This is a genomic window from Noviherbaspirillum sp. L7-7A, assembly GCF_019052805.1.
In the GTDB taxonomy this organism is placed as follows: Bacteria; Pseudomonadota; Gammaproteobacteria; order Burkholderiales; family Burkholderiaceae_D; genus Noviherbaspirillum_A.
Genome location: NZ_JAHQRJ010000001.1, coordinates 376,535 through 390,522 on the forward strand (window position 1 = coordinate 376,535; position 13,988 = coordinate 390,522).

Genomic DNA, 13,988 nt, shown 5'->3' on the forward strand with positions numbered 1-13,988 from the left:
AAATGGGAAGCGACCGCCTGTACTGAAAGAAGATGAATGGAGGATGGATCGCACGCACGAAGGCGTGCGCTTTTCCTAATCGCTAATAGCCGCCGGAATCCTGCATTGCCTTGACGGCCAGCCCGATAACGGCAATGACGGGCAATGCAGCGACGGCGATCCCGGCGATCGATGCGCGTGGCCCGGACGCCTGCCGCATCGCCAGGGATGCGGCGAGCAATGCGCCGGCCAGCAGCAGCACCATCAACAGGCCAAAGCCGGCGTAAATATGCGCGTAGGCCAGCAGGGCGCCCAGGATGAGCGTTGCCAACCCGATGCCTGCCGGGCCGAACTGCAGGCGACCACGCTTTTGCAGCGCGCACACAAAGAGCGCCACGCCGAGTGCACCGCAAAGCTGGCCCAGGAGCTGGCTGGCATCGATCATCAGCGCCAGGCCGGCACCACCGGCGACAATCGCCAGGATGAGCGACGCGGCCTGCCCCCGCACCTTGACGGCCGTAAGGCTGCTCCATACGGCTGTGATCAAAACAGCGACCGCGAAAACCAGCAGCACCGTCCTGGCCGTGCCGTTGCTGCCCAGGGCCGGCATGGCGGCGACGGCTGCCACCAGCAGCGCCAGCAGCAAACGCGGAGCCAGACCGTCGCTACGCGCTGCGGCAATCGCGCCCAGCGCCAGAACCAATATCAGCGGCAGCCAGTCCAGGGCCTGATGCGGCGGAAAGGACCACTGTGCATGAAAGGTCGCCACGTAGGACGCCAGCAGGCCAGCCGCAACGGCCAGCGGCGCCGGCCAGACCCGATGGCTGGCCGAGAACAGCAGCAGGATCATGGCACTGATGGCGGCGGGAATCAGCAGGCTTTGCAGCAGCAGGGGAAGCAGGAAGGAGGGATCGGGCATGGCAGCGGCGGAAAGGAAATGAAACTGAACGGGAAAAACAGGCAATGAGGCCCGCCGGGCACGGCAAGCGGCGCGGCGGCGCGGCGGGCTGCGTGAATTACTGCTTGATGGCTTCAATATTGATGCGCAGGTCTACCTCGTCGGTGGCCGCCTTCGGGATGCCATAGGCGATGCCGAAGTCGCTGCGCTTGATGGTTGTGCTGGCGGTATAGCCGACCCGGCTGTCGCCACGGGGGCCGGGGCCGGCGCCGATTTCCTTGAGCTTGAAGGTGACCGGCTTGGTCACGCCATGCAGGGTCAGGTTGCCGGCGACAGTGCCTTCGCCGCTACCGTTGAGGGTAACGGCGGACGAGACGAAGCTCAGCGTGGGGAATTGCACTGCATTGAAGAAGTCCGGGCTCTTCAGGTGCTTGTCCAGTCCTTCGCTTTTGGTGTCGACGCTGTCGACCTTGACGTCGACACGGATCTTGCTCTTTTCGGGTGTATCGACGACCAGGTCGCCGGACATGTCGTTGAAGCGGCCCATGAAGCGGCTGATGCCGCCGGCATGGCCGACTTCAAAGTAGGCGACTGAATGAACCGGGTCGATCTTGTAATTGCCTGCGGGCGCGGCGGCGCTGGCTGCGCCGGCGGACAGCAGGGAAGCCAGGGCGATGGCGGACAGGGACAGGCGGGATGCAAATTTCATAGGTCGTGTTCTCTTGAGTGTGGGCCGGGGTAGTGGTAACCGGATCGGCGGCGCGCTGTCATCCGGCTTACAATGCGCATCCGTTCCGTTGCGCACCGATAAGGACAGAGTGTAGGGAAGCAACCCCGACGCCATACTGTCACGAATCTGACAATTTTGTAATCCAGCAATACCTGCATTCGCGGGATAATCCGCCAGATGAAGATCCTGATCGTCGAGGACGAAACCAAAACCGCCGACTACCTCCACAAGGGCCTGACCGAGCATAGCTGCGTGGTCGACGTGGCGCGCAACGGGCTGGACGGCCGCCATCTGGCGCTCGAAAACGATTACGACGCCATCGTGCTGGATGTGATGCTGCCGGGCGTGGATGGCTTCGGCGTGCTGGAAGCGCTGCGCCAGCGGCGCCAGACCCCGGTCATCATGCTCACCGCCCGCGACCGTGTGGAAGACCGGGTGCGCGGCCTGCAGGCCGGCGCCGACGATTACCTGGTCAAGCCGTTTTCCTTCCTTGAATTGCTGGCGCGGCTGCAGGCGCTGGTGCGGCGCGGCAAGCCGCAGGACGCGGCCCAGTTGCAGATCGCCGACCTGCATGTGGACCTGATCGCCCGCAAGGCTTCGCGTGGCGGCATGCGGCTGGACCTGACGTCCAAGGAATTCCTGTTGCTGACCACGCTGGGCCGACGCCAAGGACAGATCCTGTCGAAGACGGAAATCGCTGAACTGGTGTGGGACATGAATTTCGACAGCAATACCAACGTGGTGGAAGTCGCCATCAAGCGGCTGCGCAACAAGATCGACGGGCCGTTCGAGCGCAAGCTGCTGCATACGATACGCGGCATGGGCTATGTGCTGGAAGCGCGGCGCGACGGGGAGGCGGCATGATGCGATCGATTGCGGTGCGCCTGGCGGTGACCTTCGGGCTGGTGGCGGCGGTGGTGTTCGCGCTGTCCGGCTTTGCGCTCTACAGGGCGCTGGCCACCACGCTGGAGCGCCAGCAGGAAACCGACCTGCGCGGCAAGCTGGAAGTGGCGACACGGCTGATCAGCCAGGTGCGCAGCGTCGAACGCTGGGACCAGTTGCGCAATACGCTCACCACCATCACCACCACCGACGGCAATACGCGGTTCTGGATCGCCTGCGAGAACACTGCGCTGAACTATGGCTTTTCCACGCCGGAAGGCGGCCATCCGGAATTCGGCAGCTCCGTCAAGCTGGTGACGGTGAAGGACAGTCCCTATCCGCTCAAGACGCTGGGCGACACCCTGAAACCCTTTCCCGACTATCCCGAAATCTATCTGGCGGTGGGCATCAGCACCGAGTCGCAGGCCAGGACGCTGCATGATTTCGCCATTGCGCTGACGGTCATTTCCCTGTGCGGCATTGCCTGCGTGGCGATGCTGGGCTACTGGGTATCCGGCTTCGGGCTGCGTCCGCTGGCGCGGCTGTGCGCCGGTGCGCAGGGGCTGAATGCGCGCAACCTGTCGCAGCGGCTGGACGCGCCGGCAGTCAGCGAGCTGGCGCCGCTGGCGGCCTCCTTCAATGGCGCACTGGACCGGCTGGAAACCGCTTATGCCCAACTGGAAGGATTCAATGCCGATGTCGCGCATGAACTGCGCACGCCGATCGGCAACATCATCGGCGCCACCCAGGTGGCGCTGACCCGCGAGCGCAGCAAGGCCGAGCTGGAGGAAACCCTGCAGTCCAACCTGGAAGAGCTGGAGCGGCTGCGCGCCATCGTCAATGACATGCTATTTCTGGCGCGTGCCGACCGCGGCGAAACCGCGAATGGCCTGGCCCAGGCTTCGCTGGCAGCCGAGGTGCACAAGACCATTGAGTTCCTGGAGCCGCTGATGGAGGAAAAGTCGCTGGCGGTGGACACCCTGGGCGACGCGGTGGCGTCGGTCGACCGCGCGCTGTTTCGGCGGGCGATGAGCAATCTGCTGCATAACGCGATCCAGTACAGCCCGCCGGGCAGCCGGCTGCGGGTGGAGATGCGGGAAGAGGCGCGCGGCATCGAGGTGGCGGTGTCCAACCCTGGCGTGGAGATTCCGGGCGAGCATCTGAGCCGGCTGTTCGACCGCTTCTACCGCGCCGATCCGTCGCGCGCCTATAGTCAGGACAACCATGGATTGGGCCTGGCGATCGTCAAAGCCATCGCCAAGATGCACGGCGGCACGGTGTTTGCGCGCAGCACGGGCGGGGTCAACACGATAGGCCTGACGCTGCACGGCGCGGGGTGACGGGGCTGCGCAACGCAGCGTTAGTGGTGCAACATCAACCGCGCAGAGGTCCCATGCGCAGTTGGTTAAGATCTATTGCCGACAGCGGCGCCGGCTCGGCCGGCTCCTCCAGCCCGTCCAGGTCGGCGCGCAGGCGCTCGACCGCGTCGGCCATTCTCTCCACGTGTTTGACCAGATCCGCCGCGCTCATTTTTTCCGGTTCCAGGCGCAGGCAGCACATGAATTCGCCGGTGATGCTGTCGAGAGCGAAGGTGGTTCCGACGCTGCGGTCCAGGAAAAGATTGGCTTCCATCAGCAGCTTGAGCTGTGCGGTGCAGTCGTCGGGGGCCGGGGCAATGCTGGAGTACAGGTGCAGCACGTCATTGGTGGCGTCGTGCTCGAAGTCGATGATGATGGTGCTGTCGAGCTGCATGCGGGCCATGCCGCGGTCGTCAAGGGCGAATTCCGGAAGTTTCGCGAGGGCGCCGAATTCGCGGACGATGTCATGAGCATGCATGCGGTGTCTCCTTGATTGAATCTCGTGATGGCCTGTGACTTCAGCCTGGGCGTGTCGGGCGCAGCCTCGACAATATCCGGAAGTTAGTAATGCATAACCGTTCCGGGGTTCCACGCCGGGGCTTTGTGCCGTGGCATGTCCATTCAAGGCAGGTTTTCGGCGGAAGTTGCCAGTTTCAGGTCAGTGGTCTGAAAACGATTGCTGCACCCGGGATGAAGGAACTGGGGCGTATGGCGGGCGGTATTGCCTCAAATCGGCAGATGCATGTGGCCAGCCACCGGGCTGTTTCGAAAGAGCCGGCGCACTGCATCAATGAGGCGGGGTCAAGCTGGCAGGCCAACGCCTGCGCTGGGAGGGATGGGATTGGATTCGGCCGGCGCGGCAAGCCCGCGGCCGGCAAACGCCTATACCGCCATCGGCGCCGTCAGCGGCGCATGGTGGACATAGCCTTCGAGCGAGAAATCGGATGGCTCTACCTGTTCCAGCCATTGCGGTTCATAGCGGCCGGTCTGCGCGAAGTCGGGGATGCGGTCGGAAATCACCAGGCGCGGCAGCGGGTAGGGTTCGCGCTGCAGCTGTTCCTTGAGCATGTCGACATGGTTTTCATAGATGTGGGCATCGCCGATGAAGTAGCTGAACCAGCGCGGCTTGTAGCCGGTCAGGCGGCCGATCAGGTGCAGCAGCGCCGCGCCTTCGGCCAGGTTGAACGGCGCGCCCAGGCCGATGTCGTTGCTGCGGATGTACAGGCACAGCGAAATCTCGCGGGTGGCGGCGTTCGGTATCAGCTGGTACAGCAGGTGGCAGGCGGGCAGGGCGATGGCATCGAGTTCGGCCGGATTCCAGCCGTGGAACAGGATGCGGCGGCTGCCGGGGTTCTTCATGATGGTGTCGACGCAGTCGCGGATCTGGTCCACCGCCTTGTAGAGCAGGATCTTGTCGCGGCCCTCGTCCTGCACGCGGGACACGACGCGAAAGCCGCGCTTTTGCGCATCTTCCAGCTGGGCGGCGGCATCGGCGTCGAGCAGCTTGTAGGCCGGCCACCGGCGCCATTGCACGCCGTACACCGGGCCGAGGTCGTCCGGGCCTTCGCGGTAGGGGTTGGCCAGCCAGTCGGCGTTTTCATTGGCGTTCTGGTCCCAGACCTTGCAGCCCAGCGCGCGGAAATCGGCCGCGCTGCGCGAGGCGCGCAGGAAACCGACCAGTTCACCCACCACGGCCTTGAAGGCGAGCTTCTTGGTGGTCACCGCCGGAAAACCTTCGGCCAGGTCATAGCGCATCATGGCGCCCGGGATGCTGATGGTCCGAATGCCGGTGCGGTTGTCAGACCAGCTGCCGGTGTCGAGGATGGTGCGTACGAGGTCGAGGTAGGGTTTCATGGCGGCCGTATTTTACCGTAACCCAGCCGCCTGGTTCGGTTGCCGTAGCCGGCGCACCGATGAGGTTTTTCGCGGCCGGAATGGCGTTCACGGCTAGAATGCCCGTCATCCCGATATCCAGCATTGCGCTTCCGCCCATGATTTTTTCCAGCCTCAACCATGACCTGCGCGTGCCGCTCGCCGCCGAAGTCCATTCCCGTCCCTTCCTGCATTTGCACGGCGCCGAGGCGATCACCCACCTGGCGGTCTATGCCGGCAACGGCAAGCCGGCCGGCGCCGCCAACAGCGCGATCCAGCATGCCTTCCTGGCCAGCCTGTGCGGCCATTTCGGCGTGGCCGCGCCGGCGGCCGAGGCCAAGTTCTTCTTCCATGACTTTGGCCGCTTCCGCCTGAAGTGGGAATGCCACACCGAATTCGCGACCTATACCTTCGCCCAGCGCCATGACGTCGCACCAGCCATCGAGGAAGCATTCGACCGCATGCCGCTGCAGCATGCGCCGCAGCAGTGGCTGGCCAGCCTGCAGGGCAAGATCATGGTGGCGACCCATGTGGCGCTGGACGGCTCGGACGCGCCGCCGCAGGAATATGCGCGGCGGCTGCGCCGGGTGTTCGAAGGCAATCTGCTGGTTGGCAGCCGGGTGCTGCATGATGCCGAGCTGTGGACCGACTTCCTGATCCAGGCCGATGGCTTCTCGCGCATGGTGGTGCGCGATGTCGGGCTGATGGAGCAGCAGGCCGGCCGGCTGGTGCAGCGGGTGCTGGAAATCGAGACCTACCGCATGATGTGCCTGCTGGGCCTGCCGCATGCCCATGCGGCCACGCCGGCGCTCAATGCGATCGAGGGCGAACTGGCCGAGCTGACCGCGGCCATGGTGGCAACCGACGACCGCCAGGGCGGCGACAGCAGCGACGACGAGCAGGAACTGCTGGGCAAGATCACCCGGCTGGCGGCGCGGCTGGAAAAGCTGGCGGTGGATGACAGTTACCGGTTCTCCGCGTCGCAGGCCTATTTCCGGCTGGTGCAGTCGCGCATCGAGGAGTTGCGGGAAGAGCGTATGGAAGGCTTTCCCACGGTGGAGGAATTCATGGACCGGCGCTTGACGCCGGCGGTCAGCACCTGCGCCGCCATCGCCAGCCGGCAGGAGGCGCTGGCGCGCCGGATCGCCCAGACCAACGACCTGCTGCGCACCCGGGTCGGCATCGTGCAGGAGCGCCAGAACCGGCAGATCCTGCAGTCGATGAACCGGCGCGCGGCCCAGCAGCTGAAGCTGCAGCAGGCGGTGGAAGGCCTGTCGGTGGCGGCGATTTCCTACTATGTGATCGGCCTTCTCGGCTATGCCGGCAAGGCGGCCAAGGCGGCCGGCTGGCCGGTCAACCCCGAGCTGCTGACCGGGCTGCTGGTGCCGGTGGTGGCGGCCGGCGTCTGGCTCGGGCTGCGCCGCATGCATCGGCGCATGCATGGCGGCTGAAGGGCGGCGTCCGCTCCTTTGCTAGAGCCGCCGGCGCAGGATGTCCCTGGCCGTTTTCGCGAAAAAGCAGGCATGCAGCGCGTCGCTGCGCCGGGCGAGAAAATCGGCCAGGGCGTCATCGATGCGGTCCAATGCCTGCGGCTGCAGGTTCATTGCCCTGGACGCGAACCAGGCGGCACGCGCGGCCAGCATGCGCCGCACCTTGTGGCGCAGCACATTGTTGTCCGCATAACGCAGCAACAGGCCTGCCGCATCCTCGTCCAGCATGATCAGCTGATCGGCAAACCGGTCGTCAGCGTGCTGCCTGGCACTGCCGGCCAGGCGCAGCATCGCCAGGCCGGCGTAGACCATCCCGGCATCCAGAAACATAAGGTGGATTTTTTCGACCAGCCAGCGCGCCAGCCTGCCCGGGCCGAAGCGGCGCTTGAAGGGCGAGAACAGGGATGCCTGCAGGGACTTGTCCGTTTCCATACTGTTCTCCCGGTAAAGTCATTCCGATAATCGGATTCGTTACGGGAAAATCTCGACGGTTCACAACAGGGGTAATTAATGCTGCTGACGCTGCCCGGCGACTTTCCAATGAACTGCGCCAAGAAGCACTTCGCGGCCAACCTTTCTAGGCCAGATTGAATTGCAGCGCCGCCAGCCCGGCATACAGGCCGCCGCGGGCTACCAGTTCGGCATGAGTGCCGGTTTCCACCAGCCGGCCATGTTCCATCACCAGGATGCGGTCGGCGCGCTGCACCGTCGCCAGGCGATGGGCGATGACGAGGGTGGTGCGGTTCTGCATCGCCGTTTCGAGCGCGCCCTGCACCAGCCGTTCCGATTCGGCATCGAGCGCACTGGTGGCTTCGTCCAGCAGCAGCAGCGGCGGATTCTTCAGCAGGGCGCGGGCGATCGCAATGCGCTGGCGCTGGCCGCCGGACAGGCGCACGCCGCGGTCGCCGAGGAACGTGCGATAGCCCTCGGGCATGCGTTCGATGAATTCATGGGCGGCAGCCATCCTGGCCGCCGCAATCACTTCGGCGTCGCTGGCGCCGTCGCGGCCATAGCGGATGTTGTCCATCGCATCGGCCGAGAACACCACCGTGTCCTGCGGCACGATGCCGATCGCGCCGCGCAGCGCATGCAGGTCGAGCCGGCGGATGTCGACGCCGTTGAGCAGGATGCTGCCCTGCTGCGGGTCGTAGAAGCGCAGCAGCAGCTGGAACAGCGTGGTCTTGCCGGCGCCGGACGGGCCGACGATGGCCACCGTCTCGCCCGGGGCAATATCGACCGACAGCGCGGCGATGGACGGTGACTGCGGCCGGGAAGGGTAGTGGAAGCCCACCTGGCGCAGCGACAGCGCGGCGCCGCCGGCGCTGCAGGTGCCGGGCGCGGCCGGCTGCTCGGGCGAACGGATCGGCGACTGCTCCGCCAGCAGCTCCAGCAACCGCTCGGTGGCGCCGGCGGCGCGCTGCGCCTCGCCCAGCACCTCCGACAGCGCCGCGATCGCACCGGCCACGATGGTGGCATAGAGAATGAACTGGCCAAGCTGGCCGGCGCTCATCGTGCCTTCGATCACCGCATGGGCGCCCAGCCACAGTACGAACACGATGGCGCCAAATACCAGCAGGATGGCCACCACCGTCAGCAGCGACCGGGCGCGGATGCGGCGCAGCGCGGTCTGGAAGGCTTCTTCCACGGCCGCGCCGAAGCGGCGCGCTTCCTGCGCTTCATGGGTGTAGGCCTGCACGATGCCGACTGCATTGAGCATCTCGCCGGCCAGCGCCGATGCGTCGGCGATCCGGTCCTGCGACTGGCGCGACAGCTTCCTGACGCGGCGGCCGAACAGCACGATGGGCAGCACCACCGCCAGCAGCGTGACCAGGATGATGGAGGAAAGCTTGACGCTGGTGATGAACAGCATGGTCATGCCGCCGGCGAACAGCAGCGCATTGCGCAGCGCCATCGAGATGCTGGTGCCGACCACCGCCTGGATCAGGGTGGTGTCGGCGGTCAGCCGCGACAGCACTTCGCCGGAGCGGGTGGTTTCGAAGAACTGCGGGCTCTGGGTCACCACATGGCCATAGACCGCGCTGCGCAGGTCGGCGGTGACCCGTTCTCCCAGCCAGGACACCAGGTAGAAGCGGGCCGCGGTGGCCACGGCCAGCACGCAGGCCACGCCGAACAGCGCCAGGAAATAGAAATTGATATGGCGCGCGCCGGCGCCCGTGGCGGTCGATACGAAGCCCAGGTCGATCAGCTGGCGGAAGGCGACCGGTATTGCCAGCGTGGCGCCTGCGGCCACCAGCAGCGCAATGCCGGCCAGCAGGAAGCGCCTGCTGTACGGCGCCATGAAGGGCAATAGCCCGGCCAGGGTGGCGAAGGTGGAGCGGCGCTGCATGACATCCTGTTTCATATTGTCTTCATAGTTTGAGGGCTTCGACATAGCCGGTCAGTTCGAGGTAGCCGCGCCCGGCGCGCCGGCCGTCGCGGTCCACCGTCACCGCGCCTTCCCAGTAGACCGAGCCGGTCGAGGCGCGCGAATCGAGTTCCTGGTCGTCCTGCAGCGGGTTGAGCAGCCAGCGGGCGTCGCCGGTGCGGATCTCGATCTGTACCGGGTAGCTGGCATTGGTGCGCGGCGAGCGCCAGGTGCGCTGCGGACTGAAGCTGACCTGGTCGGGCGTGTAATGGGTGACGCGGCCGGCGGCGTCGCGCACGGTGGCATAGGCCCACAGCTTCCTGCCGTCCTTGCCGCGGATCTGGAAGGCCATCAGCGCCGAGCCGTCGTCGAGATTGACGCCGGTCCAGTCCCAGCCCTGGGCATCGGGGTCGAGATAGCTGCTGGACCATTCCCGGTCCAGCCAGGCGCTGCCGGTCACCGCCACCGGCTTGCCGTGGCGGCTGATGCTGCCGCTGACCTTCAGGTGCGGCTCGCTGTAGTAGCGGCTGGCCTGTTCCGGCCGCGGGCCTTTTTTCGAAAAGCCGGCCTGGCCCTGCGGCATCACCGGCTGGGTTGGCGTGAGCGTCAGGTCGAGCGCGAATTCTGCGCCATCGACCCGCGTGCGGTAGGTGCCGTCGGCGTCGCGCCTGAAATTCCAGCGTTCCAGCGTGACGTCGGCGTCGCCGGTCCTTGCCCCGGCCAGGCCGAAGCCGGCGCGGGCTGCCTTCTGGTCATGCAGCAGCCGGCCCTCGGCCGGGTCGGACAGGGCGGCATGGGCAATGATCAGCTGATCCGGCGCGAACTTGCTGGGATTGGCCCGGTCGTGCTCGGTGGCGGCGCGGAAGAAGGTGACCTGGAAGCCGAGCGGCTTGCCGTCCGGCGTGCTGAGCCAGCCGGTGGCGTACCACCATTCGGTGCGGTAGTCCGGATGGGCGCCATGGTCGCGCGGGAAATTCAGCGGCACGCCGGGCTTGACCGGCGCAAATGCCGGCGGCGCGGCGGGCGCCTGTGCCTGCATCAAAAGCAGCAGGCTAAAAAACAAGGCTTTCAGCATTACCAGTCCTCCCTGACGGCGCGCACCGCATCGCCCGACACCGCCTGGCGGCCGGCCAACAGCGCGGTGGCCGCGGCCGAGGCCAGGAGCGCCGCCGCCACCGTGGCCAGCGTCGGCCATGGCATGTGCAGCTGCATGGTCCAGTGGAAGGATTGCGGATTGACGATGAATACCAGAATCAGGCTGATGCACCAGCCCAGCAGGAAACCGACCGCGATGCCGGCCGCGGTCAGCAGCGCGCCTTCGGTGGCGAGCATGGCCAGCACCTGGCGGCGCGTCACGCCGATGTGGCGCAGCATGCCGAATTCCCTGGCGCGGGCCATGGTTTGCGCCGAGAAGGTGGCGGCCACGCCGAACAGGCCGATGATGATGGCCACCGCCTCTAGCAGGTAGGTGATGGCGAAGCTGCGGTCGAAGATCTTCAGGCTGAGCGCGCGGATCTCGCCCGGCTCGGCCAGTTCCAGCGCCGCGCCGAAGGGCAGGGCGCGCACCGCGGCGGCCACATCGCTTGCCCGGGCGTCGGGCTTCAACCAGAGCGCGGCGTCACTGACAGTCATGTCGCCGGTCAGCGCCTGGTAGTCGGACAGCTGCATCTGGATGGCGCCGCTCTGGCGCGCATAGTCGCGCCAGACGCCGGCCACCAGCAGCGGCTGCGGGCTGCCGGAGATCGGCAGCGTGATGGTCTTGCCGACCTGGTAGCCATACAGGTCGACCATGGCTTCGGAGATCCATACCGGCCGCGCAGTGCCGGCGTCCATCGAAGGCCCGGTCAGCGGCAGGGTGCGGCCGGGGTCGGCGGCGTCGATCGGGCGGGCAATCAGCGCCACGCCCGGCTGGGCCGGATCGAGCGACAGTTGGGTGACCCGCTGGAAGTCGGCGCGCAGCACGCCGGGCAGGGCGGCGATGCGGCGCTGCTGTTCCGGGCCCAGGCCGCCGGCATCGGCCGCGGCCGGGCTGCGCAGATACAGGTCGGCCGCCAGGATATGGCGCAGCCAGTCGTCGACCGAGACCCGGAAGCTGGACACCATGATGGCCATTGCCACCATCAGCGCAAAGCTCGACAGCACGCCGCCGAGCGCAATCGAGGCCTGGTTCGGCGCATTGGCCAGCCGCGCCAGCGCCAGCGTGCCGACCGCGCCGCGTCGGGCGCGCAGACTGGCGGCGGCATTGAACACCCAGGCGGCGAAGCGCGGCATCAGCGCAATGCCGCCGATCAGCAGCAGCGCCACCGCCAGGTAGCCGAAGATGGGCAGGCCATGCACCGGCGGCAGCCGGGTCAGCGCCGCGCCCAGCAGCAGGCAGGCCAGCGCCGGCCAGGGCCGCGCCAGGCGCGCCAGCGCCACGTCCTCGCTGCCGGCCTTCAATGCCGGCGCCGGACGGGCCCGCGCCGCTTCCCAGGCCGGGCTGGCGCTGCCCAGGATCGCGATGCCGGAACCGGCCAGGAAGAACACGAGCGCCGCCAGCGGCTGGAAGCGCACGCTGGGCTGCACGCCCGGGAAATAGCCGCCGCCGAGGTCGCCGCCGAAGGCCCGCAGCGCCAGCGCCGCCAGCAGGTAACCCAGCGCCAGGCCCAGCAGCGAGCCGGCCACGCCCAGCAGGGCGCCTTCGGCCAGCACCTGGGCCAGCACCTGGCGCCGGCTGCTGCCCAGTACGCGCAGCAGCGCGAACTGCTGGCGGCGCCGGATCACCGACAGCGCCTGGGTCGAGAACACCAGAAAGGCGCCGGTAAAGAGGGCCACCAATGCCAGCACGTTCAGGTTCACCCGATAGGCGCGCGACATGTTGTTGCTGCGCGCCTCCTGGTCTTCGGTCTCGGTCAGCAGATACGCCGCGCCCAGCTCGCGCTGCAGGCTGGCGCGGAATGCTTCGCGGTCGATGCCGGGCTCGAGCTTGAGTTCGATGCGCGACAGCTTGCCCAGCCGGTCGAAGCGCCATTGCGCCGCCGCGATATCCATCACCGCGATGCGTTGCCCCGACCGGGCCCGCACCAGGCCGCCGGCAACCCGCAGCCGGATATCGACAGTGCCCGAGCGCAGCGTCAGCATGTCGCCCGCCTTCACCTCGAGCCAGGACATGGCGGCAGGCGAGAGGAAGATGGTGTCGTCCATCAGGGTGTCGAAGGCGCGGCCCTGCTGCGGCACGCCGACCAGGTCGGGCGCGATGGCCGCGGCGCGGAACACGTCCACGCCCAGGATCTTCAATGTGCCCTGACGGTCTCGCACGGTCGCGTCGACTTCCAGCACCGGGCTGGCGAGCGTCACGCCTTCCCGCTGCGCAAGCCGGGGAAACAGCGCTTCATCGAAGCTGGCCTGGGCGCCGCGCACCTGCAGGTCGGACACGCCCGAGACGCTCTTGACGGCCGCGGTGAATTCATTGAAGGCGGCGGCATTGATCAGGTGGATCGCAAAGCCCAATGCCACCCCGAGCGCAATCGCGCCCATGGCCACCAGCGCGCGCACCGGATGCATGCGCCATTCGCCGGCCAGCAGCCAGCGTGCGAGAGAGGCATTCATAGCGCAACGCTGGCCGGGGCCGGATGCAGCCCGTCGCGGGTGAGCAGCAGCACCCGGTCGGCGCTGGCCGCCGCCGCGTGGGAATGGGTCACCATGATGGCCGACGCGCCGCTGGCCTTGATCTCCTCGCGCAGCAGCCGCAGCACGTCATGCGCGGTATCGGGATCGAGGTTGCCGGTGGGCTCGTCGGCCAGCAGCAGGCGCGGCCGGTGCACCAGCGCCCGTGCAATCGCCACCCGCTGCAGTTCGCCGCCGGACAGCTGGCGCGGGAAGTCCGCGCCTCGTCCGGTCAGGCCAACCGCGGCCAGCAGCTCCGTGGCGCGCGTCATCGGCAGTCCGTTCAGCAGCAGCGGCAGGGCCACATTCTGCTGCAGCGTCAGGTGCGGCAGGATATGGAATGCCTGGAAGATGAAGCCGAGCTTCTGCCGGCGCAGCAGGGTGGCGGCGTCGTCGTCCAGGCCGGACATGGCCACGCCGTCGATCAGCAGATCGCCGCCGTCGGCATGGTCGAGGCCGGCGATCAGGTTGAGCAGGGTCGACTTGCCGACGCCCGACTCGCCCATCACCGCGACATACTCGCCGGGCGCCAGGGTGAAGTCCAGGCTGGACAGGACGATGCGCTCGCCATAGCGCTTGTGCAGGCCACGGCATTCGAGCGCGGGCGGTGTGCTGTCGCGCTTCATGGCGTGCCGCTCCGGGGCATGCCCGGGAACTGCTGAGTGGTCATGAGCAGAGGATGGTTGGATACGATAAACTCCGCCAGTTTAGTGGAAGCGGCCATATGCCGCTGACAGCATGGCCGCCGGCAAGTCCGTTCCAACAAGAT

General features: G+C 66.9%; 12 protein-coding genes. 3 read left to right on the forward strand and 9 right to left on the reverse strand.

All coding sequences use genetic code 11. From position 1 onward, the window contains the following. Nucleotides 1-82 precede the first annotated feature (82 nt). Nucleotides 83-898 carry a hypothetical protein gene (locus KTQ42_RS01710; RefSeq protein WP_217343928.1) on the reverse strand — a complete coding sequence of 272 codons (816 nt, stop codon included), beginning with the start codon at nt 896-898 and terminating at the stop codon, nt 83-85. 97 nt (nt 899-995) lie between these two features. After that, a complete protein-coding gene (locus KTQ42_RS01715) occupies nt 996-1,586 on the reverse strand; it encodes a YceI family protein (RefSeq protein WP_217343929.1) in 591 nt (196 codons plus the stop codon). Nucleotides 1,587-1,784: 198 nt separating this feature from the next. On the opposite strand from KTQ42_RS01715, the gene KTQ42_RS01720 reads away from it, so the two are divergent. Continuing rightward, on the forward strand, nt 1,785-2,471 hold the full coding sequence (locus KTQ42_RS01720) for a heavy metal response regulator transcription factor (protein ID WP_217343930.1): 687 nt from the start codon (nt 1,785-1,787) through the stop codon (nt 2,469-2,471). Continuing rightward, on the forward strand, nt 2,468-3,829 hold the full coding sequence (locus KTQ42_RS01725; RefSeq protein ID WP_217343931.1) for a heavy metal sensor histidine kinase: 1,362 nt from the start codon (nt 2,468-2,470) through the stop codon (nt 3,827-3,829). Before KTQ42_RS01720 ends, KTQ42_RS01725 begins: the two co-directional genes overlap by 4 nt. 34 nt (nt 3,830-3,863) lie before the next feature. On the opposite strand, the gene KTQ42_RS01730 is transcribed toward KTQ42_RS01725, so the two are convergent. Further along, nucleotides 3,864-4,325, reverse strand: a complete 462-nt coding sequence (locus KTQ42_RS01730) for a type III secretion system chaperone (RefSeq protein WP_217343932.1) — start codon at nt 4,323-4,325, stop codon at nt 3,864-3,866. 404 nt (nt 4,326-4,729) lie between these two features. Beyond that, entirely contained in the window at nt 4,730-5,701 is a 972-nt protein-coding gene (locus KTQ42_RS01735; protein ID WP_217343933.1) for a thymidylate synthase, read from the reverse strand. A 137-nt stretch (nt 5,702-5,838) separates the two neighbouring features. On the opposite strand from KTQ42_RS01735, the gene KTQ42_RS01740 reads away from it, so the two are divergent. Then, entirely contained in the window at nt 5,839-7,170 is a 1,332-nt protein-coding gene (locus KTQ42_RS01740; RefSeq protein WP_217343934.1) for a DUF3422 domain-containing protein, read from the forward strand. A 21-nt stretch (nt 7,171-7,191) separates the two neighbouring features. Here KTQ42_RS01740 and KTQ42_RS01745 read toward each other — a convergent pair whose 3' ends face one another. The 5 genes from KTQ42_RS01745 to KTQ42_RS01765 form a co-directional block, all read right to left on the reverse strand. Then, nucleotides 7,192-7,641, reverse strand: coding sequence for a hypothetical protein (locus tag KTQ42_RS01745; protein ID WP_217343935.1), 450 nt, complete (start codon nt 7,639-7,641; stop codon nt 7,192-7,194). A gap of 145 nt (nt 7,642-7,786) precedes the next feature. After that, entirely contained in the window at nt 7,787-9,571 is a 1,785-nt protein-coding gene (locus tag KTQ42_RS01750) for an ABC transporter transmembrane domain-containing protein (protein WP_217343936.1), read from the reverse strand. A 7-nt stretch (nt 9,572-9,578) separates the two neighbouring features. Then, nucleotides 9,579-10,649 carry a carotenoid 1,2-hydratase gene (locus tag KTQ42_RS01755; RefSeq protein WP_217343937.1) on the reverse strand — a complete coding sequence of 357 codons (1,071 nt, stop codon included), beginning with the start codon at nt 10,647-10,649 and terminating at the stop codon, nt 9,579-9,581. Then, the gene (locus tag KTQ42_RS01760) at nt 10,649-13,162 is read right to left on the reverse strand and encodes an FtsX-like permease family protein (protein ID WP_217343938.1); all 2,514 of its coding nucleotides are present in this window, start codon (nt 13,160-13,162) and stop codon (nt 10,649-10,651) included. The genes KTQ42_RS01755 and KTQ42_RS01760 overlap by 1 nt, the downstream gene beginning before the upstream one ends. Continuing rightward, a complete protein-coding gene (locus tag KTQ42_RS01765; protein ID WP_217343939.1) occupies nt 13,159-13,845 on the reverse strand; it encodes an ABC transporter ATP-binding protein in 687 nt (228 codons plus the stop codon). The genes KTQ42_RS01760 and KTQ42_RS01765 overlap by 4 nt, the downstream gene beginning before the upstream one ends. Between the last annotated feature and the right edge of the window lie 143 nt (nt 13,846-13,988).